The sequence below is a fragment of the Paraglaciecola hydrolytica genome (genome assembly GCF_001565895.1).
Lineage (GTDB): Bacteria > Pseudomonadota > Gammaproteobacteria > Enterobacterales > Alteromonadaceae > Paraglaciecola > Paraglaciecola hydrolytica.
Genome location: NZ_LSNE01000001.1, coordinates 40,871 through 64,504 on the forward strand (window position 1 = coordinate 40,871; position 23,634 = coordinate 64,504).

General features: G+C 41.8%; 23 protein-coding genes and 1 riboswitch. Of the genes, 8 read left to right on the plus strand and 15 right to left on the minus strand.

Annotated features, from left to right (window positions below; translation table 11 throughout):
* Positions 1-179 precede the first annotated feature (179 nt).
* Positions 180-512, plus strand: coding sequence for a YtxH domain-containing protein (locus AX660_RS00175; RefSeq protein ID WP_131811742.1), 333 nt, complete (start codon positions 180-182; stop codon positions 510-512).
* A gap of 106 nt (positions 513-618) precedes the next feature.
* On the opposite strand, the gene AX660_RS00180 is transcribed toward AX660_RS00175, so the two are convergent.
* Positions 619-954 carry a YggL 50S ribosome-binding family protein gene (locus tag AX660_RS00180; protein ID WP_068370738.1) on the minus strand — a complete coding sequence of 112 codons (336 nt, stop codon included), beginning with the start codon at positions 952-954 and terminating at the stop codon, positions 619-621.
* A 221-nt stretch (positions 955-1,175) separates the two neighbouring features.
* Here AX660_RS00180 and AX660_RS00185 point away from each other — a divergent pair, with 221 nt between their 5' ends.
* Positions 1,176-1,361 (plus strand): DUF2986 domain-containing protein, encoded by a 186-nt coding sequence (locus AX660_RS00185; RefSeq protein WP_068370741.1) that lies wholly within the window; start codon positions 1,176-1,178, stop codon positions 1,359-1,361.
* Between the two features lie 157 nt (positions 1,362-1,518).
* On the opposite strand, the gene AX660_RS00190 is transcribed toward AX660_RS00185, so the two are convergent.
* Positions 1,519-2,508: a zinc-dependent alcohol dehydrogenase family protein gene (locus AX660_RS00190; protein WP_068370744.1), complete on the minus strand. Its 990-nt coding sequence runs from the start codon at positions 2,506-2,508 to the stop codon at positions 1,519-1,521.
* A 99-nt stretch (positions 2,509-2,607) separates the two neighbouring features.
* Here AX660_RS00190 and AX660_RS00195 point away from each other — a divergent pair, with 99 nt between their 5' ends.
* The 3 genes from AX660_RS00195 (at position 2,608) to AX660_RS00205 (ending at position 4,975) form a co-directional block, all read left to right on the plus strand.
* Positions 2,608-3,510, plus strand: a complete 903-nt coding sequence (locus tag AX660_RS00195; protein ID WP_068370747.1) for a LysR family transcriptional regulator — start codon at positions 2,608-2,610, stop codon at positions 3,508-3,510.
* Between the two features lie 310 nt (positions 3,511-3,820).
* Complete coding sequence (locus tag AX660_RS00200; protein ID WP_068370750.1) at positions 3,821-4,039, plus strand: hypothetical protein; 219 nt, start codon at positions 3,821-3,823, stop codon at positions 4,037-4,039.
* Between the two features lie 237 nt (positions 4,040-4,276).
* A complete protein-coding gene (locus AX660_RS00205; RefSeq protein ID WP_157884290.1) occupies positions 4,277-4,975 on the plus strand; it encodes a substrate-binding periplasmic protein in 699 nt (232 codons plus the stop codon).
* Positions 4,976-5,235: 260 nt separating this feature from the next.
* On the opposite strand, the gene yegD is transcribed toward AX660_RS00205, so the two are convergent.
* The 9 genes from yegD to ccoG form a co-directional block, all read right to left on the minus strand.
* Positions 5,236-6,666: a molecular chaperone gene (yegD, locus tag AX660_RS00210; RefSeq protein WP_068370756.1), complete on the minus strand. Its 1,431-nt coding sequence runs from the start codon at positions 6,664-6,666 to the stop codon at positions 5,236-5,238.
* A 211-nt stretch (positions 6,667-6,877) separates the two neighbouring features.
* Positions 6,878-7,501: a thiol:disulfide interchange protein DsbA/DsbL gene (locus tag AX660_RS00215; RefSeq protein WP_068370759.1), complete on the minus strand. Its 624-nt coding sequence runs from the start codon at positions 7,499-7,501 to the stop codon at positions 6,878-6,880.
* A 158-nt stretch (positions 7,502-7,659) separates the two neighbouring features.
* A complete protein-coding gene (locus AX660_RS00220) occupies positions 7,660-8,937 on the minus strand; it encodes a porin family protein (protein ID WP_068370762.1) in 1,278 nt (425 codons plus the stop codon).
* Between the two features lie 14 nt (positions 8,938-8,951).
* Entirely contained in the window at positions 8,952-9,326 is a 375-nt protein-coding gene (locus tag AX660_RS00225) for a type 2 periplasmic-binding domain-containing protein (protein ID WP_106404018.1), read from the minus strand.
* Positions 9,327-9,462: 136 nt separating this feature from the next.
* A complete protein-coding gene (locus tag AX660_RS00230) occupies positions 9,463-10,599 on the minus strand; it encodes a topoisomerase IV (protein ID WP_201027371.1) in 1,137 nt (378 codons plus the stop codon).
* 14 nt (positions 10,600-10,613) lie between these two features.
* The gene (locus tag AX660_RS00235) at positions 10,614-11,042 is read right to left on the minus strand and encodes a type 2 periplasmic-binding domain-containing protein (protein ID WP_201027372.1); all 429 of its coding nucleotides are present in this window, start codon (positions 11,040-11,042) and stop codon (positions 10,614-10,616) included.
* A gap of 340 nt (positions 11,043-11,382) precedes the next feature.
* The gene (locus tag AX660_RS00240) at positions 11,383-13,257 is read right to left on the minus strand and encodes a TonB-dependent receptor plug domain-containing protein (protein WP_068371090.1); all 1,875 of its coding nucleotides are present in this window, start codon (positions 13,255-13,257) and stop codon (positions 11,383-11,385) included.
* Positions 13,258-13,326: 69 nt separating this feature from the next.
* Positions 13,327-13,582: riboswitch (cobalamin riboswitch) on the minus strand.
* Positions 13,583-13,634: 52 nt separating this feature from the next.
* Positions 13,635-14,609 (minus strand): serine/threonine protein kinase, encoded by a 975-nt coding sequence (locus AX660_RS00245; RefSeq protein WP_068370768.1) that lies wholly within the window; start codon positions 14,607-14,609, stop codon positions 13,635-13,637.
* A gap of 21 nt (positions 14,610-14,630) precedes the next feature.
* Entirely contained in the window at positions 14,631-16,070 is a 1,440-nt protein-coding gene (gene ccoG, locus AX660_RS00250; protein ID WP_068370772.1) for a cytochrome c oxidase accessory protein CcoG, read from the minus strand.
* A 258-nt stretch (positions 16,071-16,328) separates the two neighbouring features.
* On the opposite strand from ccoG, the gene AX660_RS00255 reads away from it, so the two are divergent.
* Positions 16,329-16,688 (plus strand): hypothetical protein, encoded by a 360-nt coding sequence (locus AX660_RS00255; protein WP_068370775.1) that lies wholly within the window; start codon positions 16,329-16,331, stop codon positions 16,686-16,688.
* Between the two features lie 25 nt (positions 16,689-16,713).
* Here the strand turns inward: AX660_RS00255 and AX660_RS00260 are convergent, their stop codons facing one another.
* From AX660_RS00260 to AX660_RS00275, 4 genes are read right to left on the minus strand one after another with little or no spacing between them, the layout of a single operon-like run.
* Positions 16,714-17,943: an ATP-binding protein gene (locus AX660_RS00260; RefSeq protein WP_068370778.1), complete on the minus strand. Its 1,230-nt coding sequence runs from the start codon at positions 17,941-17,943 to the stop codon at positions 16,714-16,716.
* A gap of 3 nt (positions 17,944-17,946) precedes the next feature.
* The gene (locus tag AX660_RS00265; RefSeq protein WP_068370781.1) at positions 17,947-18,648 is read right to left on the minus strand and encodes a response regulator; all 702 of its coding nucleotides are present in this window, start codon (positions 18,646-18,648) and stop codon (positions 17,947-17,949) included.
* A complete protein-coding gene (locus AX660_RS00270) occupies positions 18,648-19,022 on the minus strand; it encodes a DUF3019 domain-containing protein (protein ID WP_068370784.1) in 375 nt (124 codons plus the stop codon). The genes AX660_RS00265 and AX660_RS00270 overlap by 1 nt, the downstream gene beginning before the upstream one ends.
* 11 nt (positions 19,023-19,033) lie before the next feature.
* The gene (locus tag AX660_RS00275; RefSeq protein ID WP_157884291.1) at positions 19,034-19,912 is read right to left on the minus strand and encodes a MipA/OmpV family protein; all 879 of its coding nucleotides are present in this window, start codon (positions 19,910-19,912) and stop codon (positions 19,034-19,036) included.
* Between the two features lie 181 nt (positions 19,913-20,093).
* On the opposite strand from AX660_RS00275, the gene AX660_RS00280 reads away from it, so the two are divergent.
* Both AX660_RS00280 and AX660_RS00285 read left to right on the plus strand, forming a co-directional pair.
* Entirely contained in the window at positions 20,094-22,064 is a 1,971-nt protein-coding gene (locus AX660_RS00280) for a beta-propeller domain-containing protein (RefSeq protein WP_068370787.1), read from the plus strand.
* Positions 22,065-22,236: 172 nt separating this feature from the next.
* Complete coding sequence (locus tag AX660_RS00285) at positions 22,237-23,607, plus strand: hypothetical protein (RefSeq protein ID WP_068370789.1); 1,371 nt, start codon at positions 22,237-22,239, stop codon at positions 23,605-23,607.
* Positions 23,608-23,634 lie beyond the last annotated feature (27 nt).

Here is a 23,634-nt window from a genome sequence, read left to right on the forward strand (position 1 = left end):
ATATTAGTTTTAAGCAATAAGGCTTGAGTCAACATTACATAACAAAACACGCTTTGATTTGGGGTTTACGAAATAAAATAACTTTAATTAAATTGTGTATATAATATGCGCCGGTAATGGACACGTCGCCTTTACTTTTGCGCAGTAACGCACTGCGCGTACCCACACTAGGAACCCGTATGAAAATGTCAAAAAACACGCTAGCCATGTTAATCACTGTTACTTTATTTGGTATGTCAGGTTGTTCTGAAGCTACTAAAGAGCAAGCAGCAGAAGTTCAAAAAGAAACCGCAGCTAAAATGGAGGAGGTGCAAGAAAAGGCCTCTGACGTAATGGAAGATGTTAGCGATGCAACTAGCGATGTCTATGAGTCAGCTAAAGATGGCGTTGAAGACATGATGGATGCCACCGAAGAAGAAGGCGCAGAATTGAAAGAAGATGGCATGCAGAAATTAAAAGAAGCCTGTATTGCTAGTAAAGAAGCAACTGAAGGCGACCCAACAGACTGCTAAGCATTGCATTAAACAATATGGATCCATAAAAAAACCGACGTAAAGTCGGTTTTTTTATATTGATACCTGTCAGCTCTCACTAGAGTTTGGTATCACTATTCAATCATTACATTTCGTAACAGGCATCTACTAATGCACCGACTTTTGCGTCAGTCACCTTAGTGTTACCTTTGAGTAATGTCTCAAGTGCTGCTCTATTGGCTTCGGTAGCATTGCCATAACGATCGGCTGAGGTCGCTGCGCCTTCAAACATTTCGTTATCGTTACCAAGAGAAATAAACAGGTTTTCGGTATCGGCAAGTGCTGCAAGACTGTTTAAAAATTGCTCTTGTTCGTCTGCTGAACTGCTTAAAGTAAAGCTGAATTCAAATCCTAAGATGGCAAACTCATCTAAATGTAATTTTTTTCTTAAACGTCTGGTGCGGGTTATTTGTTGTGACATGTTGTTACCTATAAAAGCTAAAATAAAGTAAGTTGGTCACTTATAGTAAGGATCTGCCGATCACAGCTAAGTGCCAATGGCGCGCATACTAACAGTTTTTAGTCCCTTTTACTGAAGTAAAAATAACAGCATCGGAGGGATGGGCTACAATGGCAAAATGACGAGTTAAATCAACCTTATTGTCTCAGCCACAATCGAACACCAAAGAGCAAAGATATCCCATGAACAAAAAAAAGAAATTATCCCAAATACACCAAAAACGTATCAAAGCCGCTAAAGCCAAAGGCAGCGGCAAAAAAAAGAGTGACTACGTCTCTAAGGCTGATCGAGCAAAGCTTGAAGAAGCGGCTGAATCACCAGAATCCATAGAAACAAACACGGCGACAACGACCACTATCGCGGACTAAAACGTTGGCCGCGTAGCCGCTGTGTTTTGTTTTTAAAATGACGTGCTTGAAAGTTATTAGGGCTAAAACTCGTTGAGAATTTAGCCGCTAAATGCCCTTAAGTGAGTAATCCAGAGCTAACGATGCACGCTTGATTTACCCATTAAAATGCCGTGGTTTAGATATCAATTATCACTTTGCCCATACCTTGACCACTGCTTAAACGGTCATGCGCTTTAGCGACGTCAGCTAAACTAAAATGCTGCTCATCAACAATAGGGACTAATTTCCCAGCATCAACTATGGCGGCTAGTTTGGCCAGTATCTCGCCATGTTGTTGACGTTTTATATTGTACAACATGGGGATGAGCATAAATACCACATGCAATGACAAGCCTTTCATATGGGCTAGTGACAAGTCCATTTCAAGCAAAGACACGGTAGTCGCCACTTGACCATTTAATGCAGCAGCTTCGAATGAGGTGGCAATGTTTTCACTGCCGACTGAATCAAATACCACATCAAATCCGGTACCAGCAGTATGCTTAGCGACATAGTCAGCTACCGTTTCAGTGCGGTAATTAATGCCTTTGGCGCCGAGTTTTTCGATTAAGGCTAATTGTTTTTCGCCGCCACCAGTAGAATAGACATCTGCGCCAAAGTACTTAGCCAGTTGCAAAGCAATATGACCCACACCGCCAGAACCACCGTGCACTAATACCTTTTGACCTTGGCTAATACCAGCGCGTACTAAACCTTCGTAGGCTGTAATACCAACAAGAGGGATGGCTGCAGCTTCACGCATTGATATGGTTTTAGGTTTGTGGGCCACTAATCTTGCGTCTGCTAGCATGTATTCAGCTAAGGCACCGGGCAAATCCCCGAGACCGCCGGCACAACCATAGACTTCATCACCAATGGCAAAGTGGGTAACACCCTCGCCAATTTCTGTGACAATGCCGGCAAAGTCCATGCCTAATACCGCAGGTAAAGGCGGTGCTAATGGACCTAAATCAGTGCCCAGCTCACGGATTTTAGTATCAACCGCGTTCACGCTAGTGGCCGCTACTTTTACTAAGATATGGCCTGACTTTATTGCTGGTTTGCTTAATTGTGCAGCTTCAAATACCTCACTGCCGCCAAATTGTTTAATGATCATTGCTTGCATGGTTAATACCTTTGTTGATTAAGTGAGTTAAGTATATTTACAAAGGATGGTATTGATAATACAGTCTTTTCAATAATCAGTTTATACTTTATGTTGATAATGAATAATGACCACTTAAAGCTGTTTGTACGAATAGCAGCAACTCACAATATAAGTATGGCCGGCAGCGAACAGGGTTTGTCACCGGCAGTAGCCAGTTCACATATTAATAAGCTGGAAGAAACACTGGGCGTAAAGTTAATCCACCGTACCACACGTAAGGTATCGTTAACTGAAGAGGGGCAAGCGTTTTTGCCCCATGCCGAAGATGTACTGGATACGATCGAAACGGCAAGAGCTGCCGTTGGTGCGGGTAGTTATACCCCGCAAGGGACGATTCGAGTTACCGCCTCGGCATCCTTTGGACGTATGCATATTATTCCTGCCTTAAAAGGCTTTATGGCCAAACACCCTGCTTTGAAAATTGATTTACGCCTCAGTGACAGTATTGTGGATATGGTGGAAGGGGGCTTTGATATCGCCATCAGAAATGCCGCCCTCAATGATTCAAGTTTAATTGCGCGTAAACTCGCCGGCGATACTCGCATAATATGCGCTGCGCCTGAATATCTTGCACTGCATGGGGAGCCCCAGGAGCCTCAAGACTTACTCAAACATCAGTGTATTAACTTGTCGGGCACAGACGGTTGGTTGTTTGCTACTGCCGAAGGTCCAAAACGCTGCAAAGGCAAAAGTGTATTACGTATTGATAATGGTGAGGCCATAAGAGACGCTTGTGTGGCGGGTATAGGATTAACTATTTGTTCTCATTGGGTGGCTTATCGAGAGTTAAAAAGTGGTCAGTTAGTGCAAGTATTAAAAGATCACCCACTGGTGTCTGATACCGCTATATGGGCGGTTTACCCAAGCTCCCGCTTGTTGGCACCCAAAGTTAGGGCGTTTATTGATTATTTCACTCAGTATTTTGCTGGAGTTCCTTATTGGGAAAACCCAGTTGATTAAGATTGTAAGTGCTTAAGCTGCTGTAAAATAATAACCAAAGTTGGCGACTGTAGAGCATATGTTAAGGTCGATTATAGATAGTTACTTTGCCAATATGTCATTATAGGCTTGTAAAAATCTGCAGTTCGATTTGATGTTTTAGCAAGTGCTAATAGGAAGATCACATTATGAATGTTGGTTCGAGAAATCTACTTGGTTGCTTGAAATTAGTGAGTTATTTGGGGTTTGGAGTGGCCTTTGCGCAAGGTACATCTAACTCGTCCAACCCGAGCGATCGTTATATTAAGGCCAGTTAAACCATGCGTTGACCATGATGTATGAAGGTGCTTTTAGTGTGACACTTGGCATCGACGTGGAGGATGGGAATTATATTGGGCTCACGGGTACAGTTGAGGTGCCGGTGGGTGAACACAAAAAAGTTCTCTTGTTGTATGCTTTTGCGCGTGAGTTACATGTTTTGGGTCGACCAGCCACCTTATTTCTAACAGGATGTGGTGCCGTGCTTAACTGGAAGCTAATTGTCTTTTAACGTCAAGTCGATTTAGGGGGCATAAAGACGCGTTTAATATTTAGTCTATGAGGTTTAGATTACTGCTAAGGCAAGATATCATAAAAAGATGTATATCCTTGTAGAGGGATGTTTTTTATATCGATGTTGTCCTATCTCGTTGAATTTGGTGTTTTTTTGAAAATTAAAATCTGGTTTTGTGTAATTCAAATTATAGTTTGTCACTTTTTTAATTTTGCACATAGTGCGGAATTAAAAGTGTATATCGCAGAGTATCCCCCTTTTCAGGTGCTAAGTGAAAAAGGTGATCACGGCGGATTTTCTGTTGAATTGTTTAACGAAATCGTCAAATTAAGTGATCTCAATATTGAATATATTCCTGTACCCTGGGTTAGAGCACAGACCTTAGTCGCTGAACAAGAAAATAGTTTACTGTTTACTATGGCAAAAACGCCTGAAAGAGAAGCACTTTATAACTGGGTTGCGACCATTTACGTGGTTAATGAGGGAGTGTTTTCTCTCAAATCAAGAACGGACATCAACATTAATACTTTAGATGACGTTCATCGTTACTCCATCGCTTTGCCAAGAGGAGATGTGTCAGTAAAAACCTTAGATATTTTCCCAAACTATACTAAGGGGGTCTATATTGTTGAACATCAAGAGCAGTGCATGAAAATGCTGAATTTAGGCCGGGTTGATTTAAATTATAATAATGACGTTGGCTTTTTTAATGCAGCCCAAATGTTGGGATTTAAACGTGAACAATTTACCCAAATTTTTACCACGGGGCAGACTGAAATGGGGATCGTAGCAAACAATCATAGTGATCCCGAAGACCTACGTAAAATTCGCCAGGCTCTTTTAATACTTAAGGAAAATGGTATTTATAACAAGATCCAGCGTAAGTGGTTTACTGAATCAATGGATAAAGAATTTGATTCTATTAAATTATAATAAGAAGAAATAATTCATTTTTCTGAGTACTCACTGACATATTGAATACAACAAATGTACTTTCAGAATACTTCAATGAGGATATCGTCCAAGCACATATCTGCACACCACGTTTAAAGTCGCAGTTAAAATCCGCCATAATTACTTGGTTCCCGCAGTGTGTTTAGTTCTTTAACTTATACCAATTCCATTAAATTCTCGCTGAGTGTACATTTATTTAATGGAGTTGGTATTAGATAGCATCGCTAACAAGCCCGCCTTTAGCGACCAAACAAGCGCTGTGCGTGGGTAGTTAAGCCCGAGGTGACACTACCAAAGTGGTCACCGATAATAATCTGCATATCCGGAAATACACGATGTATCCATTGCTGGATCACCGGCGACATGGCGGTTCCTCCGGTAACGTAAAGTGCATCGGGTAAGGATCCGGCTTGTTTAATGGCCTCAGTCATTAACACTTCAAATTTGCGCAGTTCATCAGCGATAGCGTCACTTAATTGTTCACGACTGATACCGATGGTGAAGTCGTTTTCTATATAATCAAGTGGCAAGGCAATGGGAGTTTGTTCGGACAGTAAAATTTTAGCTTGTTCTGCGCTGCGACTAACACGTAGACCAAATTTACCGTCGCGTAAGGTCTTAAGTCTATTTAAACGTGGGTCGGTGGTAATTTTGCAATAATCGTCGAGCTCTTTACCTGTGCGGCTTGCATTGAATTCTTGCTGGGCACTGACGTCATTCATACTCACTGCTTGCCTAAATAGGTTGTTGGGCACAGGTAAACCATTGCTTAACATGGCATTTTTTCCAAAGTGCGGCATCAGCGCCATAAGTGCTAATTTGTTATCGAGGTCTATGCCGCCAATCCGCTGCCCAGTATGACTAAGAATGCCACGCTGCCGGTCTTGCTGCTTTACAAAACTCGGCCCTATTTGGATCATCGAGCAGTCGGTGGTACCGCCACCTAAATCGAGGATCAGCACTAACTGATCTTTAGTTAATTGTCGCTCATAGTCATAAGCCGCTGCCACCGGCTCCATCAAAAACTCAACTTGTTTATAACCCACTTTTAACGCGGCAGAGCCGATAATATCTAAGGCTTGGGCGTTGCCATCACGGCCTAATAAACCGTGAAAATTTACTGGACGGCCAATGACGATTTGGTCTATCTCACATTGTTTAAGGTATTGTGCTTCTTGCTTGATAAAAGCCAGCATTTTTTCAACTATTCCGGTAAACACGACTTTTTGCGCAGCGCTAATATCGGCACCCAAAAAAGATTTGGGCGACTTAATGTAAAAACCATTTTCGGGCTCGGCTACATGGCTAAGCTCAGCTTCTTCACCAAAAATCACGTCACCGTTAGTCCGCAGCGCTTCAACTATGCTTTGGGTCCGTTTACTGTTAACCGTTTTATCCCGTTGTTCTTTACGTAATTGTTTACGCGCTATGGAAATAAATGTTTCATCACTTTGAAGTGTACCCGTTTTTGTTTGCCCAGCTTTTAAAGCACTTACTCGACCAGCAATTTCCTGCTCAGACAAAATAACCAGGTCACTACTTTCTTTTTCAATATATAAGCAGGATGGCAAACGGGTTCTGCCGTCTTCTAAGGGAATAAGTGTGGGCTGTCCATTATGCATAACGCCAATAGAACAGTTAGAGGTGCCAAAATCGAGGCCAGCAAACATAGCACTTTATCCTTCAAGAAAATAAAGCGGCGCATTCTAATATAAATTAATGCTGAAGAGGTTTTTAGTTTGTAATTGAATTTAAAATTAATAAAAAAGCCAGTTGTGGATAACAACAACTGGCTTTATTTTTTTCTAGTTTCTAGTTTCTAGTTTCTAGTTTCTAGTTTCTAGTTTCTAGTTTCTAGTTTCTAGTTTCTAGTTTCTAGTTTTATTTCTGTTTAGATAACCACACAATCAGCTCAACGATATCGTCGTTGTTCATGTCACGGGTGAATTTTGCTTGATACTTGCCATTAACAATAAAGTTAGGCACAGCACTTAAATGTTTGCGGTAGGTTTCGATGGTTTTATTGTTTTTTTGCACCATATTGTTGACCCCAAAACTGCTGGCCATTTTAGTGAAATCAGCAGGTTCAATACCATTGACCACAAAGACATTTTGCAAGTCTTTTAAACCCGTAACCGGCGAACGTTGCACATGAATGTAGTTAAAGATGGCTTTGTTCATTGCATCTTCTTGTTTTAACGCACGGGCAACCATCATGGCACGAGTAGCATCATCTTGAATCTGAGCAGACGTAAAACCCATAAAATTCACGTGAACTTTAGTAAATTCCACATCACTGCCCATTTTTTCTTTAATACTTTTTACCAGCGGTTCAAATTGAAAACAGTGGGGGCACCAGAATGAGAAAAACTCAATAATTTCGGGCTTTGCGGTGGCTTGTTCGCCAACGATTGTATAATGAGTCCCTTCTTGCCATTGTTCTTGAGCACAGGCTTGTAGTGGAATAAATAGGGCAAATAAAACGGTTAGTAGAATTTTTTTCATGGTTAAATTTTTCTCTTAGGACTAAAACCAGCAAAGATTACCATAGCTTGACAAAAATGCCGACTGCACTTTGTAAGGATTTATAAGTAAAAAAAATCTGCTGCAATAAAAAACGCCCCGAAAAGGGGCGTTGGGAGACGTGCTAATAACTTAGCAATCTAGAAAACGTAGTTCACACCAAAACGAACCAGAGTAACATCACTGTTACTAAGATCATTGGTGTATTTTGTCACGTCGAATTTAAGTGCAATATTGGTATCGTAATCATATCGAAGTGAGGCAGAAAGAACGCTGTTTTCACTAACCGTAGAGTTTAATAAACCTTGCACTATAAAATCGTTCATCGCACTTGTAATGATTGGACTTGATTGAGTCACAGGCAAAGTTGTTAATGTAAACGCACCTTGTGTTTGTGCTTGAACTCCCATATCGACTAACGAACCTATAGGTGTCGCAGCAAAAGCGGCAACTTGTCCTGCAGAAAACTGGGTAGATAACATCTGTTGAATTTGAGGTTGGAATTTATCTTGGAATTCGCTCTTAGATTTTTCATAAGTCACTGATGGTGTCCACGCACCAATTCTTAAACCTGCAGTCACATAATAAGCATCTGTTTTAGCGATAAATGATTCAGCTACATCAATTTGCGTCATTTCCGCGCTGATAAACCAGTCAAATTTATCAACTTGTAAACTTAGTCCGTAAAACTCTCCGGTATCATCATTCCATTGTAAAGAATCAACCAAATTGCTAAAACCAAAGGCGTTAACCAGCGCTAATCCTTGTGTAGCTTCGATTAAACTGCCGCTGGTAGAACTTGCCATATCAAGGGATGTTTTTGCTGAGCCAGCCACACCACGAATTTTGAACCACTCGTAGCTTGCTTCTGCAGATAACAATACGACGTTATCACCTTTTATCTCTGTGCCAAAAGCAGGTCCAGTAAAGGCGCCTGAAGAGACACTCAAATTATATTCCCAATCACCCGTATAGTTGGAATAGTCAAACCTAATACCATCAAGATTATTGAAAGGAACATCGTAAACAGAGCGAGGAGTATTTAGCCAGTGGTACGAATAACCTACATCTTTAGATGCGGAGTAGTTAAATAATGGTAAGCGTAAACGACCAACAGAAACGCTCAGGTTATCTGTCGCTTTATAGGTCATGTAGGCCCATTCAAAATCAGGATCATAGTCATTTTGACCACGAGCTACGAGCTGGGCAGTGGCAGTCATTTTATTATTGATATCCCCACTGACTTGAATGGCAAACAAACTTTCTTCGCTAAAAGAGATTTTGTCATCATAACCATACAAACTCTTATCGCTAGTTGTTATGCCACCAATTAAGTTGGCAAAGCCATTAATTCTGACATCTGCTTGAGTAGTAAAACTGGCAAGAGCGATTGCACTTAACACAAATATTTTTTTCATTTTTATCTTCCTAATTAGTTAAGTGGAATGGCTTTAACTGCAGCAGTAACTGAAGCACTATCAACATATCCAACAGCATCTTTATTACTTGCAACAAAAGCGATGACCTCTGCATCATTTCCCACTTCTTTAGGTGGTATGCCTTTGCCAGTAAAAACCAGTTTTGACCAATAGGCAGCAACTTGAGTTGAACTGCGGCCTAAGGTGTCGGTATCAAATGCCGCTCGATTAGGCGAATCAGGCCCTTGATTGATAGGGATCGCATCGTTGCCGTTTGAAAATTTGCTTTCTTTACCTAAAAAGATCCGTTGGGCGGCTTTTGCATCAAGGCTGGCGTCGTTACTAGGATGAACCACCAAAACTAATTCTGCGCTGGCTATAAATGACATTGAGCAGCCAATAACAGCGCTAATCAATCTTAAATGTAAGTTAATTTTTAGCATATTCATTACCATATTAAGGGTTGTGAAGGAGCCTTGGTTGCATCAATTTGTGCAACCAAGCTTTTACGAATTAGATAAAAGATTAAAAAACGTAGTTGACAGCGAAGCGCACAAGAGTTGCGTCTTCGGCACTATTCATATCGTTACTACTTTTGCTGATGTCTGCTTTGAGTGCCACATTAGTATCCAAATCATAACGAACACCTAAGTTAATAACACTATATTCATCTGCAAAAGGTTGCTGCAATCCAACTACTACAGCGGTAGCCGTTGGCTGGAAAGGGGCAGGTAAAGCAGCCACTTTATCAAGAAATTTAAATGGATTGTTACCATCGAAGCTTTCATAAGTTACCGAAGGTGTCCACTTGCCTGTACGGAAACCTGCAGTGACATAAAATGCTGTATTAGTGGGGTTAAATGAATCTTCAATTTTGATTTGTGTCCATTCCCCGCCAACAAACCAGTTGAAAGTATCGTATTCGATGCCAAAGCCTGTAAACGTAGCGGTATCGTCATAGAAAGCGATATTGTTTGCTAGTTCATCAAGCCCATTATCTCTGAAAGCGGCTTTTATGGTTCCATCAATGAAATCGTTGGCAACAGAGGCTTTTGCCGTCACATAGGACGCTCTTACTTTTAAATAGTTATAAGTTGCTTCGGCTGATAAAAGCATCAAGTTATCTACTTGCAGACGAGCAGGACCCACACTGGTATTAAGATCATTGCTAACCGTACCAAATGCGCCCTGTAAGTTGTATTCTAAATCACCAGCGTAGTTGTTGTAGTCGAGTCTGATACCGTCTAAGTTATTAAAGTTTACATCGTAGATGGCTCTTGGCGCATTGATCCAGTGATAAGAATAACCTACATCTTTTGACGCAGAATATTTAAACAAAGGTAGGCGCAGGCGACCAGCAGAAACCGATACATTGTCTGTTGCTTTATAAGTCAAATAAGCCCATTCAAAATCAGCTTCATAATCATTTTTACCACGAGCAACCAACTGACCTGTCGCAGTCATTTTACTATTTACATCTGCACTGACTTGCACGGCAAAAACGCTTTCAGATGCAAATGACATCGTATCGTCATAGCCATATAGGGATTCGTCACTGCTGGTAATGCCGCCGACGAGGTTGGCAAAACCATTGATTCTTACTTCAGCTTGAGTGTTAAAACTAGCAAGAGCGACAGCACTTAATACAAATAATTTTTTCATTTTTATCTTCCTAATTAGTTAAGTGGAATGGCTTTAACAGCACTAGTTACTGATGCGCTGTCAACATAACCTATGGCATCTTGATTGCTTGCAACCATTGCAATGACTTCAGCGTCATTACCCACTTCTTTAGGAGGAATGCCTTTTCCAGTGAAAACTAATTTTGACCAATAGGCTGCTACTTGAGTTGAACTACGACCTAAGGTGTCGGTATCAAACGATGCTCGATTGGCAGAGTCAGGCGCTTGATTGATAGGGATCGCTTCTTTACCGTTAGAAAATTTACTTTCTTTACCTAAAAAGATACGTTGTGCGGTTTTAGCATCTAAGCTGGCGTCATTAGATGGATGAACCACCAACACTAATTCAGCGCTAGCAACAAACGACATTGAGCAGCCTATAACAGCGCTAATCAAGCCTTTACGAAGTATGTGTGTATGCATGTTTATTACCCTTGGTAAGGTTTGTTAAGTATGAGTGGAGCTACTTTTAAGCGTAGACCCCAAATCAAAATTTGCTCAACATATTTAGCGTAACCAAACAACAATATTTATTTTAACTGCAATAAATATAAAGGCTTACGAACATCATAATAGTAAGTGTGCGAATTTGACGGCGCATATTATGGGCTATCTTTTGTACATGTGTAGGGCTTTTGGGTATGTAAAACTATACATGGTTATGTGTGTTGGTCTGAAGATAAGGTTGACGCAGGACAAGAGTGCAACTACCACCGTGCTGGTTAATCCGCACGGCAGCAGTCAATGACGCATGAATAGCATATTACAGGCTTGCTTGTATGCCAATATAAACCGCTAGGCCAGAAGTGTTATATCCCGCCACTTCTTGATATTCACGATCGAGCAAGTTATCTATTTTGACATTGAATTTTAATGCCTGATTTAGCTGATAATTTGCACTAACACTAACGACAGAATAGTTGTCGAGCGGCTGTCCACCGATATCAAACAATTCTCTAACATGATTAACAAAAAGGTTAGTTTGTAAACTCTGGGCCAACCAGCTTTGCTGCAAACCAATATTGGCTTGTTGTTTAGGCCGTCTTAAGCGGGGTTGTTCATCAGTGGTGTGGGTCTCATTGTAGGTATAATTAGCCCTTAAACGTAGTTGTTTTGTTAGGTCTTGGCTGAACTCTAGCTCGGCACCCTGTGACTCGCTGCTAGAGGCGTTTTGCAAATAACCTTGGTAGGCGATATTGTCAAAGTAGATTTCATCGGCAATGGTTTGTTTGAAAAATACTAATGAAGCATGTTGGTTTGGGTTATTAAACTCAAGGCCAAAATCAAAGCCTTTGCTGGTTTCTTCTTTTAGCTGTAAGCCAGCTGCATCACCGTAAGCATAATCGCCATTATTGTAATCTTGTTCATATAAACTTGGCGCACGAAAGCCCGTTCCGTAGGTTGATTTAAATTTAAGGGTGTTTTGTTTGGCAAGCGGTATTAGATAAGCCGCACTCACGCGATAGCTAGTATGAGTGCCAAAAGTATCATTGTCGTCGTAACGCATACCTGCAGTGAAATAAAGACTGTCTTGTAGCGAAGTTTGATACTCTACATACACACCAGTTTGCTCGCGCTCGAGCTTACTTGAGGTGATTTTTTGGCTTTCATTATCTGCTCCCCAAATAAGTTTATGCCGCTTTAAATCATAAAAACCTGTGTAATCAACTTTAGTGATCTCGCCTTTGCTGCCATAGCTGAATTGTTCGTTGCTAAAAAAGTCACGCTCAATATCTGTTTTCGCAAGACCCAGCGTATGGCCCATTTCTTTTTGTTGGTAGTGAACTGACAATCGAGCGGTCTGATTTTCACCTTCGGTGCGACATTGGTTAATCAATGCATAAGTGATGTTGTCGTAACAACCATCATAGTCATTATCGGAAGTGACATCTCTGAGCACAAAATTGAGTTGTAAATCTTGGCTAAGGTTAAGCCCTGCATTTAAATGTATAGTAGTATTTTCATAACCATCTTTTTCATTACTAGTGTCGCTGGTTTGAGCGTTAAAACCGTCCGTTGAAAAATCAGAAGCTGCTAGGTAAATATGACCAGTGTCATTAGCGAATCCAAGTTCTCCATTTATCAATTGTGTAGAGTCACTACCTAATTCCGCTTTAGCTGAGCCATGTAAACCGAGGCTAGCCTGCTCAGTAGTGATACTCACCACACCACCTGCGTCCGCTCCATACATTAAGCCTTGGGGACCTCGTAAAATTTCAATGCGCTCAACAAAATTACTTAAGATATCGTCAAAGATGGGCGTAGCCTGAGGGGCTGTGGGATCACTTAGTTCTATGCCATCCATAAAGACTTTGGTACGAAAACCATCTTCGCCACGAATACGTAGTGTAGTGTTTTTACCTATGCCACCAGAATTGGATACGCCCACGCTGACTTCATGGCGCATTATTTCTGAGAGAGAGGTATTGGCGCGGGCTTCAATATCTTCTTTGCTAATAACGGTTACACTGGTGGCAATTTCACGCAGTGGTGTGGCTATTTTACTGGACACAACTGTGATGGTTTCCAGTTCATTAGGTTCATCTTGTGGTGTATGGGCAATAGTTTGAGCGTTAATTGTGTTGCTACAAAATAATAAAGCGCAGCACAGAGCGTTACGGGAGAAAGTTGGTTTCATGGTAAATAGGCCTGATTGATGCACTCCACCCGAGTGCACTATATAAACAACTGGCATGAGCTTAACTCAGACCAGCACCAGAAAAAGGCCGGTATCCGGGCTCATAAGTTATCAATTTTTCATGATGCGCTTTATCGCCTTCCCATTCAGCAGAACAGTGGCCAATTACTTTATAAAGCGTTTACTTACTTACCGTTGCGGGGGCAGCGTGGGCATTGTGTTTTTATCGTTTAAAACAGATATCAACATTCACCAACTTCCCGTTTAACCTGAACTAAAATGCAATGTTTTTAGAATCAAAGGCACCTTAAACGCGGCGGATTATATCGAATGGATATATATTAAGAAAGGCTATTGAGTTAGAAATAGCGAGGCCATTAAAACAAACTCAGTGAAGGTTCTTGTAAGGCTGACAATTGTTCTTTTAATGCGAGGATTTGTTGTTCCCAATATTTGCCTTCGGCAAACCACGGAAACGCTTGGGGAAAAGCAGGATCTTGCCAGCGTTTATTTAACCAGGCCATATAATGCACCATGCGCATGGCGCGCAGTGGTTCAATGAGTTTAAGTTGGCTTTTATCAAAGGGTGAAAATTCTTCATAGGCGCTAACTAAGGTATCCAATTGGATCAGTTGTTGTTGCCTGTCACCCGATAACATCATCCACAAATCCTGCATGGCAGGCCCATTGCGGCAGTCATCTAAGTCCACAAAGGTGGGGCCATCGCGCCACAATATATTGCCGGGGTGGCAATCACCATGTAGACGAATATTAGCCTCTGCGGGCAGTTTATAAAGCTGTGTTGTCAACTCGACCACGGGTTGTAATATGGCAAAAAAGGAGTCATGCAAATAATCTGGGATGAGTTGACTATTTTTTAGTTGGGCCATGGGCTTAAGTAAATGTTCTTGCACAGAAAAAGTGGGCCGGGTAGTGAAGTTACAACCTTTAGCCACAGCATGCAGGCGCCCGATATAACGACCCATCCATTCAAGTTGTTCTAAATTATCTACCTCAAATTGCCTGCCGCCAACGGATGGAAAGACTGCAAAATAATAGTCCTGATATTGATGCAAACTATTGTTATTGATGAGCAAGGGGGCAACTATGGGGATGTCGTGTTCGGCTAATTCCTGACTAAAACTATGTTCTTCTGCTATTTGTTCTCGCGTCCAGCGTTGAGGCCGGTAGAATTTAACGACGTAGCGCTTCCTATCTTCAGCAATAAACTGATAGACCCGATTTTCATAGGAGTTGAGTGCCAGTAAACCAGAGTCTACTCTAATACCCAATGACTCTATGGCGTCGAGTATCAAATCCGGACCTAAGCCAGAAAAATCAAATTGTGTCATGTGCCAGGCTCCGCCACTAAGTTACAGGTCGGGATACAAAAACTTAGTGGCTTGTTGTACCTCAATGGTATTGAGTGGATCGTTGATCAGTTCCACTTTAAATTTAACTTCACTGACAGTATCACTTAGTTTATTAGGATCGATAGCCAGACTCACAGGCCAATTCAGGACCTCTCCGCCAGCGACATGTACGAGGTTGTCGCCAATAAATTGCACACCATCCAGTCCTGCAACACTGATGCGATAGCTTTGATCTTGCTGTGATTTATTTAGCACTTTAAGGGTATAGACATTTTCGATTAGCCCTTCGTTGGTTTCACGATACAGGGAGTTACGATCGCGGATCACATCCAATTCTAAGGGCACGCGAGTCATGATTTCTAGCACTAACAAACCTGTCATCAGCACTAATACCACTGCATAGCCAATTAATTTGGGACGGAATATTTTAGTAGTGCCGCCAGCTAATTCAGTTTCAGAGGTAAAACTAATTAAACCTTTGGGGTAATTCATTTTTTCCATCACGCCATTACAGGCATCAACACAAGCACCGCAGTTGATACATTCATATTGCAAACCGTTGCGAATATCGATACCCGTGGGGCAGACCTGCACACACAAGTTGCAATCAATGCAATCACCTAGACCTTGCTGTTGATTTTGCTCTTGAGTATTTTTGCGCGCGCGCGGCCCACGATGTTCACCACGTTTGGCATTGTAGGCCACAGTGAAGGTATCTTTATCAAACATGGCAGATTGAAAACGGGCGTAGGGGCATATGTGGGTACACATGATTTCACGCATCCAGCCTGCATTACCATAGGTACATAAGGTAAAAAAACATACTGAGCTGCTTGCCCAAAAACCGCTCGAAAAAGTAAAAAAATCCACAAATAGCAAATCAATAGGGGTGAAATAACCTACAAAAGTGAGGGAGGTTAATAAGGCCACAGCAACCCAGGCAAAGTGTTTTAAAAATTTGCGCCAGAACTTATCGGCGTTCATTTTACGTTCGTCGAGTTTGATCCGCTGGTGACGAGAACCTTCAATTTTTTCTTCAAACCAAGTGTAGATATAGGTCCAAGTTGTTTGTGGGCACATAAATCCACACCAAACACGCCCTGCAAAGGTAGTGATAAAAAACAAGGCAAAGGCTGCCACAATAAAAATCCAAGCCAATAACGTCAGATCTTGTGGCCATAGGGTAAGGGCAAAAATATTAAAACGCTGACTACCGATGTCTAATAAGATGGCTTGCTGGCCATTAAACTGTAGCCAAGGTAGTAAGGCAAAAGCCCCCAAAAATAGCAAACCAAAAAAACGCCGAAAATTCTCCAAGGCACCAGACACGGCGCGCACATAAATGCGACTGCGGGGAGTGTAATGATTGTCATGTTTATCTGAATCAGGACGATGAACTTTTACGGGAGAAATAACTTTTACGGGAATACGTTCACTCATTCGGTGTCCTTGCTGGAAAAATCTTTAGGAGCCAGAAAAACGTTGAGTATATCAGCAACTTGAAGATGCTGCTGCTGTTGCCATAGGAATGTTTGGTTTTTATAAGTAAGTGCTTAAATATTGACAAGTTGCTGTTGTTCGAGGGGACTGCTAGAGCGCAATCTTATTCTTGGTTATAGATACTGATACCTAATAGTGGTTTTTATCAACACTGTGATCGATTATCCTAACGGCCTGTAAATTACTTATGAACCCTTTATGTTTCGTTTCATTATTATTTCCTTTGAAATTTTAGCTTTGGTCGCCGTCTTGCGGTCGCCCTTTGTGCACTACCTGTTTGGGGATGCACATCAACATGTGGCCGATTGGATGCTTGATCTTTCGTTGATCGCGGAACGAAAACAACTGGCTGAATTTCGTGAGTTGATCGCGTCCGGTATACAAAATTTAAACGACAGCCAATTAGAATATTTACATGATATTACATCTAGTAAAATACGGGTGGTGGATTTTAATCGCATGTATTGTGAGGCAAGCGACAAAAATCCTTATATTTATGGTGCTACGTTGCAATACACTTGTTCTCAGATTGCCCGTTCTGGTGTGGCTAAATCCTAAATAAATTTATTATTACTGATTGCAATTAGGCGTGGTTAGGAAAGCGTAGGGTAAATTTAGCACCGCCAAACTGACTTTGTGATACCCAGCATTGCCCTTGATGCCATTGCATTACCCGTCTTACTATCGATAGGCCTAAACCTGCCCCTCCTTGCAAACGATCACGTCCTTCGTCAGGCCGGAAAAAAGGTTGAAATATTTTGTCGCGCCACTCTGCTTTGATACCAATACCATCATCTTCAACATGAACATCAATAAAATTAACTGAGGTTTCAATGCTAATCAAAATGTGGGTTTTTGCGTAACGACTGGCGTTTAATAATAGGTTTTCAATGGCTCGTTCGACAAAATGTCCATCGCCTAACAAAAAGGCTGTGCTTTGTTGAATGTCTAATTGCACACGACTTAAGTGACTATCTTTTAATTTAAGTTTGATACTCTGGCACAACTCACTAATGGGTAATTCTGAAAAGTGCAAGGCTGGCATATGGGCTTCTGCCGCAGAAAAATCCAACATTTCTTGCACTAATTTTTCCAGTTCGAGCACGTCTTGTTGCATGTTTTGGACAAATTCATTTTGATTAGGCTCTTGCATGCCCAAGGCAAACTTTAAACGAGCCAAAGGGGTACGAAATTCGTGGGCAACGGCACCGGATAATTCACGCTGGGTTTGGATTAAGTTGGCAATCTGGCTACGCATGTTATTGAGTGACGTGGCGATTGGCGCCACTAGTGAAGACTTAGTTATATGATTTTCACTAATATTGCCGTCTGGCATCACAGTCGCAACGCTTTTTTTCAGTGCTTCTAGGTCACGCCACAATGGCCAAATCCATAAGGCAATCAACGCGCCTAATAAGATAAAAAATGCACTGCGATACAGAATAAAGGCAGATTGGGCGGGTTGGTTGTCACCCAGCGAAACCTCAAGCAGTTGCTCACCCTCACTCAGTAGATAAAGTTGCTCTCCAAGCTGTGGATCAAACAAGTTAATAGTTTCAGCATTTTGTAATTGTTGCAGGCTAGATGCTGGCCACGCGATGTCATGTAAGTTTAGCAGGCGATAAGGGATGTTGGCATCTTGCAGCAATAACTCCAGATCACTGTTGTGTTGCTTGGCCGAGCTGAGCAACTGACGTACCACTGCACTTTGAGAATGGCTCTCAGGCTCAAAAAACAACGACTCTAAACCGGCACTTAAGCCTACTAAGGCCAGTGTGATAAAGGCGTAAAGACTAATGAACAACTTGGCCACTGATTAGTCGTTCCAGGCATCGGCAACAAAAAAGAAACCCTTGCCCCAGATGGTTTTGATGCGATAGGGGTGCAGGGGATTGTCATCTAATTTTTTGCGTAAACGCGAGACCCTGACATCTGCTGAGCGGTCTAAACCATCGTATTCACGGCCGATTAATTCATCGTACAACACACTGCGCTCAACCAGTGTTGAAGCGTTTTCTGCCAGTTTCCATAACATATCAAACTCGTGACTGGTCAGTTGTACATCCCGGCCTTTTAATACTGCACTACGAGCATTGCGGTCTATCACCAGTTGGCCAAATACCAATTTTTGAGTATTAGCTTGTGAGGCAGTTTTGTGTTTTACCCGGCGCAATAGGGCGTTAATACGGGCTAACAAAACACGAGGTTCTACTGGTTTGATGATGTAGTCATCGGCACCAATTTCTAGGCCCATAACCTGATCAAAATCATCACCTTTGGCTGTCATAAACAACAAGGGGCCAGAGTAAATAGGACGCAGTGCACGACACAGAGTAAAACCATTGTCGCCGGGCAACATCACATCTAATACCACAATATCAGGTGGGCTTTGTTTGACTGTTGCCAATAACTTTTCGCCACTTGCTAAACGAGTAACCGTGAAGCCCTGAGTGTGTAAATAACTGATGATTAATTGACTAAGCCGCTCATCATCTTCGACCAAGAGTACATGTGCCATTAAAATAAACTCCAGGGATTACGCAGTCGTCGCCGTTGTGTGCTCGCCTGCCGTGATTTAACTAAAAGGGTGGTGCTTAATAGCGTTTGTTGCGCCTCATTGAGCAGCAATAACTGACTGGTTTTACTAATACTGATAGGAATTTTTAAAGGAAACTCTGCCAAGTTTGCACAGCGTATGAATTTATCAGTCAAGACTAAACAATATTGTGCGCTGGGCAAATTCAATAATGTGATCTCCACTGTAAATTCACAGCTTTGGCCGGCTTGTTCACTGATACAAATAGTCGGCTGTACCTGCCATTGAGGAGCTTGGGCTATTGCTGATTGATCCAATAAAGAAACAGCACAGAAAAACAATAGCGCAAGTCTCAATTTAAATTCCGTTAAAATTGATAGGCAAAACCGCTAAATACACTGTATATGTTCCCTTCTTCTACTAATGGACTGTTAGTCATGCCGGAATGTAATTTTTGCAGGCTGATTCGATTTAACCACAACCAATTATTCTGCATCTTTTTTTGTAAGGACAGAGCAATCAAGGGTTGCCAACCTGAACTGGCTTGATAAAAGAAGGACGGTTCAACCTTATCCTGCTCATCCACGCCATAATAATAATTCACTAATGCGCTGCTTTTCCAAATCATTTTTACTTGTGTGCTAAAACGAAAGGTCTGCCACTGCCAAAAATGTTGATAACTCAGATCCAGTTTTGTCCCATTATGCGTAGCACTCAGATCTTTTTCCAGTGACAACTGCCATTCGGCACTGTTAGGCCGATAATACCAGCGAACTCCTCCCATCACAGCCCAGTTTCTGCGACTGACATTATCGATGGAAACTGATAATTGCTCTGGTCCGCTGAAGTCAGGAGCCTTTGATGGTGCTTGTGCGTCGGCAATACTACTGAGGCGATTTATCGGTAATAGAATATTGGCAGGATGCCAAAAGTTAAAAAATGCTCTTTCTGTATCCAAGCTGAGATAAGTCACAAAAGAAAAAGACTTTTTTTCTAACCATTGATAACCCAATTCACCGTTATCAAAGTAGGCTGCTTCTCCATACCACGCGATATCTGGCAGGATAACCAAAGGGATATTATCGCCGCCCACCAGCGGGTTTGACGTAGCCCCCAACCCCAAAGCAATGCCAAATTTCCATTGATTGGTCGCCAGGCATTGTTCATCTTGCTCACACGCGCTTGCCTGCCTAACAGAGATAAGCAGCACAAAAATCGCAGGAATTAGTTTAAATAGGTAGCGCAAATACATTTCACAGTTTGAGACTCAAAATACCATGACAGTATGCTAGCAGATTTTTTGTTGAGCTCATTCAAGGATTACAAATATTAACAAATGGTGGCAATTTGGATCGATATTCAGCGCAAAATGTTACTAGACTTTGTTCAGGCTTTGGCAACATTGATTTAATGAGGAAGGGTTACCCATGAAATATGTGAAATTAGCAAACTATATATTAAGTGCTGTGTGCATTGCGGGCTTAACTGCCTGCTCGGGAGATAGTTCAGAGGATGATCTTGGACAAACTCCAGTACCAACGGCTGTGCCACAAATAAATCCCGCTACTGCCTTCTCCGGTGCTTTAGCCCAAGTGAATCAAGCAAAGGCAAGTCGTTACATCAAAAACGGCATTTATTCTTCTATTGCTCAGTATGCCTATCAAACCGCTTATCCATCGGCGCCAGCGGAAACCTTAAAAGATAATTTTTCGACCACTAATACTCAGGAGTCTGGTGTCGATGAAGCCGACAGACTTGAGTACAACGGCGATACTCTGTATCTGGCCGCTTTTGCCGAGTGGCGAAACGAGGCGAATTATCCTGCTCATGTCAGGGTCTTGCAGCGTAATACCGACTACTCATTAACTCAGGTGGCAGAGCTGCCCTTGTCGCAAGAAAACGCCAATATTGATGGTATTTATCTCAATGATGACCGACTTGCGGTACTTAGTTCAGAAGGTTATCGCTATACCTTTGATACGTTGATGGCGGGATCGTGGGATACGTTTGAGAATAAATTTACGGTGGATTTGTATAACACTCGCGAAGTAAGCAGCCCAGTATTGTTAAACAACATGCAATTTGATGGCTCTCTGTTATCCAGTCGTAGGATTGGTGATGCCCTATATTTGGTGTCTAGTTTTACTGCTCACGTTGAAGGTTTGAATCTTAATGCCAGTACCGACGCTGAATTTTTGGCGAATTATCGCAAGATAGTGGCAACCTCAGATGATGAGCTGATGCCTAAAGTGTATGTTGATGGTCAGGCTAAAGCATTATTTTCTGCGGAAGATTGTGTGATCCCAGCTCAAGCCAGTGATAAAGATGGTTACGCTCAATTGTTGTCGGTGATTAAAATCAATCTGTTAGTACCTACTGAGATCGTCGCCAGTTGTGTAAGTGCTATGGCAGATATGATGTACATGTCGGCTGATAGCCTGTATTTGGGGGCTGCCGTTAATGAACAAACCGCCTTACATAAAATTGGTTTGCAAGGTGCAGTACCAAGTTATCAGGCATCCGGTTTGCTTAATGGCGTTGTTGGATGGCAAAGTCAGCGTGAGCTTAAGTTAAGTGAACAAAACGGGTTTTTACGGGTCGTGACCACAGATTATAGCGCTCAAAGTCCGGTGCATCATTTGTCTGTATTAACCCAAAATGGTAATGAACTACAGGTTGTGGCGAGTTTACCTAACAAAGACCAACCAGAAGCCATAGGCAAACCCGGTGAAGAAATTTATGCGGTACGTTTTATGGGGGATAAAGCCTATATCGTGACTTTTGAGCGTATTGATCCCCTGTATGTCATTGACTTATCCGATCCTTATACACCCATAGTCGCAGGCGCACTGGAGATACCTGGATTCTCAAGTTATTTATTTCCTATGGATAACAATTATCTCTTGGGAGTAGGCCAGCACGTTAATGCACGTAATATTCCTGATAGAGGTGCTGTTGCTGATGAGCCAGTTACCCAAGAGGGTATGAAGATCAGTTTGTTTGATGTGAATGATCCTGCCAATCCCATCGAAATCAATAACATAGTGATGGCACAGGCCTATACCCCAGTTGAATATGACTACCGCGCCTTATCTGCACTAAACATCAACGGAGCTTATCAATTGGCTATGCCGGTAGAGCAATGGGGACAAAATGAAGATGAGTTTGGCACTTGGTGGAACCAATCAAGTTTGCTGTTGTTGCAAGTCGATACCAACAGTGCACAGTCAATGCTGATACAAAACTCGCAGGTTCAGGTGCCCAATTCAAGTGATTATTATGTCTATGGCGGTGATGATCGCAGTGTTATTCACGGCGAACATGTCTTTTATATTCATGGTAATCAGGTATGGCATAGCCTGTGGAATGACGAGCTAAAACCAGCAGGCCCTTACTAAATATTTCTATCTAATGCAGGCTCTAGTCTAGGTAAATTAAATATTTACCTAGACTAGTACAGCCTGTGCAACTAAACCTCAACACCCCTAAATTCTGAGCGTGGGTTCGCGTCTATGCTTTATTTGGTCTTTGGGAAATATAAAACAACAGCAACAGGATCTACCATTTTTCATGATAAAACTTTTTTTAAAAACCTTGGCATATATTACTTTCAGTTTGGCTTTGCTGGCTTGTGGCAGCTCTAAAGACAAGGAAGAAGAATCAACTTACAGCGAAGCTTATTTGCAATTTTATAACGGCTCAGCCACAAGCGCCTTAACTTACTTACGAGAGGTTGATGGTCAAGCACTGGGCTCTGCAGTTTATGGTGATGCTACCAGTTTGTTAACGGTAGAAAGTGGTGAAATGGCGCTGAAATTTTATCGTCAAGATACGGATAACAAAGAAATATTAATTGAGGAAATGCAAAGCACCTTAAAAAAAGGTGAAAAGTCACTGATGATCTTAAGTGGCAGTGGCTCCGCACAAAACGTGGCTGAACACAAGTTTGTGCGAGAAGAGTTAAGCGCGGAATTTCGACTGTTTAGCAGCTCAGTAATTGAAGGTGATAGCCGCTATGATCTGTATCTGGCCGATGAAGGAGATACTTTTAGTGAAGCGCATAAACTAAACACACTGGCTTATCAGGACTTCAGCGAAGTTAATTATTGGGGGGCAACCAGCGCTGACAATTTCAAACTAGGTAGTTATGTCGTTTACCTGACTTTGCCAGGCCAAACAGAACCGGTATTTCAAAGTGCACCTATTGCATTTAGTTTTACTACTGAATACGTATTGCTGCTGCGTGCTACGGCAGGAGCGAATAGTGGCAACATCGAAGTCGACGTCGTCGCTAATTCTTCTACTGTAACTACCTACTCGGATGTTAACGAGTCTGCGCAATACCGTATTTACAATAGCTTGCCCAGTGGTGCATCACTGCATGTCACTTTAGATGGCAGTGGTAATAACAGTAGTACCTTAGACGTCGCAGCTAAAACACTGAGCGATTTTACCGACATGAATTTTGGTAATTATCGTTTGTCGGCAGAGTTAGTCAGCGATGCGAGCATCAGTTTTAATAATAACTTTGTGACTTTAAATCAAGGTACCAGCAAAGCGATTATCTTGTACCAGAATGCCAATAATGAACTCAAATCACTTGCGTTTAACGAAAGCACCTTGCCACAGAGTTTCCAGTTTCAAGTTGAGGTGGTGAATTTGCTGGCTGAATTTAGTTCGCTGGAGCTGTATTTTGTCCGTGCGGGTGAAACCTTAGATAATGCAAAATATGTTATTTCAGCTCTGAATTTTGCAAAAAGTAAGTCTATAACCTTACCTGATGATACCTATGAAATATTGGCATTGGTAACAAGCAATGGCACACAGTTGTTGCTTGACCGCAGTGAGCAAGTTGAATTTGAACAGGGCAAAAATCACATCATTAGCATTGAAAAAGACGACACTTCAGTGAGCGGTTATAAGATCAGAATTTTAAATTAAACGCTATGTCGATTAATTTACCCTAGT

Excerpts from the sequence above, each read along its gene's own strand:
- AX660_RS00200 (WP_068370750.1), top strand. The coding sequence starts at position 3,821 with ATGATGTATGAAGGTGCTTTTAGTGTGACACTTGGCATCGACGTGGAG.
- AX660_RS00265 (WP_068370781.1), bottom strand. The coding sequence starts at position 18,648 with ATGGCACATGTACTCTTGGTCGAAGATGATGAGCGGCTTAGTCAATTA.
- ccoG (WP_068370772.1), bottom strand. The coding sequence starts at position 16,070 with ATGAGTGAACGTATTCCCGTAAAAGTTATTTCTCCCGTAAAAGTTCAT.
- AX660_RS00230 (WP_201027371.1), bottom strand. The coding sequence starts at position 10,599 with ATGAAAAAATTATTTGTATTAAGTGCTGTCGCTCTTGCTAGTTTTAAC.
- AX660_RS00240 (WP_068371090.1), bottom strand. The coding sequence starts at position 13,257 with ATGAAACCAACTTTCTCCCGTAACGCTCTGTGCTGCGCTTTATTATTT.
- AX660_RS00255 (WP_068370775.1), top strand. The coding sequence starts at position 16,329 with ATGTTTCGTTTCATTATTATTTCCTTTGAAATTTTAGCTTTGGTCGCC.
- AX660_RS00220 (WP_068370762.1), bottom strand. The coding sequence starts at position 8,937 with ATGAAAAAAATATTTGTGTTAAGTGCAATCGCTCTTGCCAGTTTTACT.
- AX660_RS00285 (WP_068370789.1), top strand. The coding sequence starts at position 22,237 with ATGATAAAACTTTTTTTAAAAACCTTGGCATATATTACTTTCAGTTTG.
- AX660_RS00245 (WP_068370768.1), bottom strand. The coding sequence starts at position 14,609 with ATGACACAATTTGATTTTTCTGGCTTAGGTCCGGATTTGATACTCGAC.
- AX660_RS00195 (WP_068370747.1), top strand. The coding sequence starts at position 2,608 with ATGAATAATGACCACTTAAAGCTGTTTGTACGAATAGCAGCAACTCAC.
- yegD (WP_068370756.1), bottom strand. The coding sequence starts at position 6,666 with ATGTTTGCTGGCCTCGATTTTGGCACCTCTAACTGTTCTATTGGCGTT.
- AX660_RS00225 (WP_106404018.1), bottom strand. The coding sequence starts at position 9,326 with ATGTCATTTATAGCCAGCGCAGAATTAGTTTTGGTGGTTCATCCTAGT.
- AX660_RS00235 (WP_201027372.1), bottom strand. The coding sequence starts at position 11,042 with ATGCATACACACATACTTCGTAAAGGCTTGATTAGCGCTGTTATAGGC.
- AX660_RS00180 (WP_068370738.1), bottom strand. The coding sequence starts at position 954 with ATGTCACAACAAATAACCCGCACCAGACGTTTAAGAAAAAAATTACAT.
- AX660_RS00175 (WP_131811742.1), top strand. The coding sequence starts at position 180 with ATGAAAATGTCAAAAAACACGCTAGCCATGTTAATCACTGTTACTTTA.
- AX660_RS00190 (WP_068370744.1), bottom strand. The coding sequence starts at position 2,508 with ATGCAAGCAATGATCATTAAACAATTTGGCGGCAGTGAGGTATTTGAA.
- AX660_RS00280 (WP_068370787.1), top strand. The coding sequence starts at position 20,094 with ATGAAATATGTGAAATTAGCAAACTATATATTAAGTGCTGTGTGCATT.
- AX660_RS00215 (WP_068370759.1), bottom strand. The coding sequence starts at position 7,501 with ATGAAAAAAATTCTACTAACCGTTTTATTTGCCCTATTTATTCCACTA.
- AX660_RS00185 (WP_068370741.1), top strand. The coding sequence starts at position 1,176 with ATGAACAAAAAAAAGAAATTATCCCAAATACACCAAAAACGTATCAAA.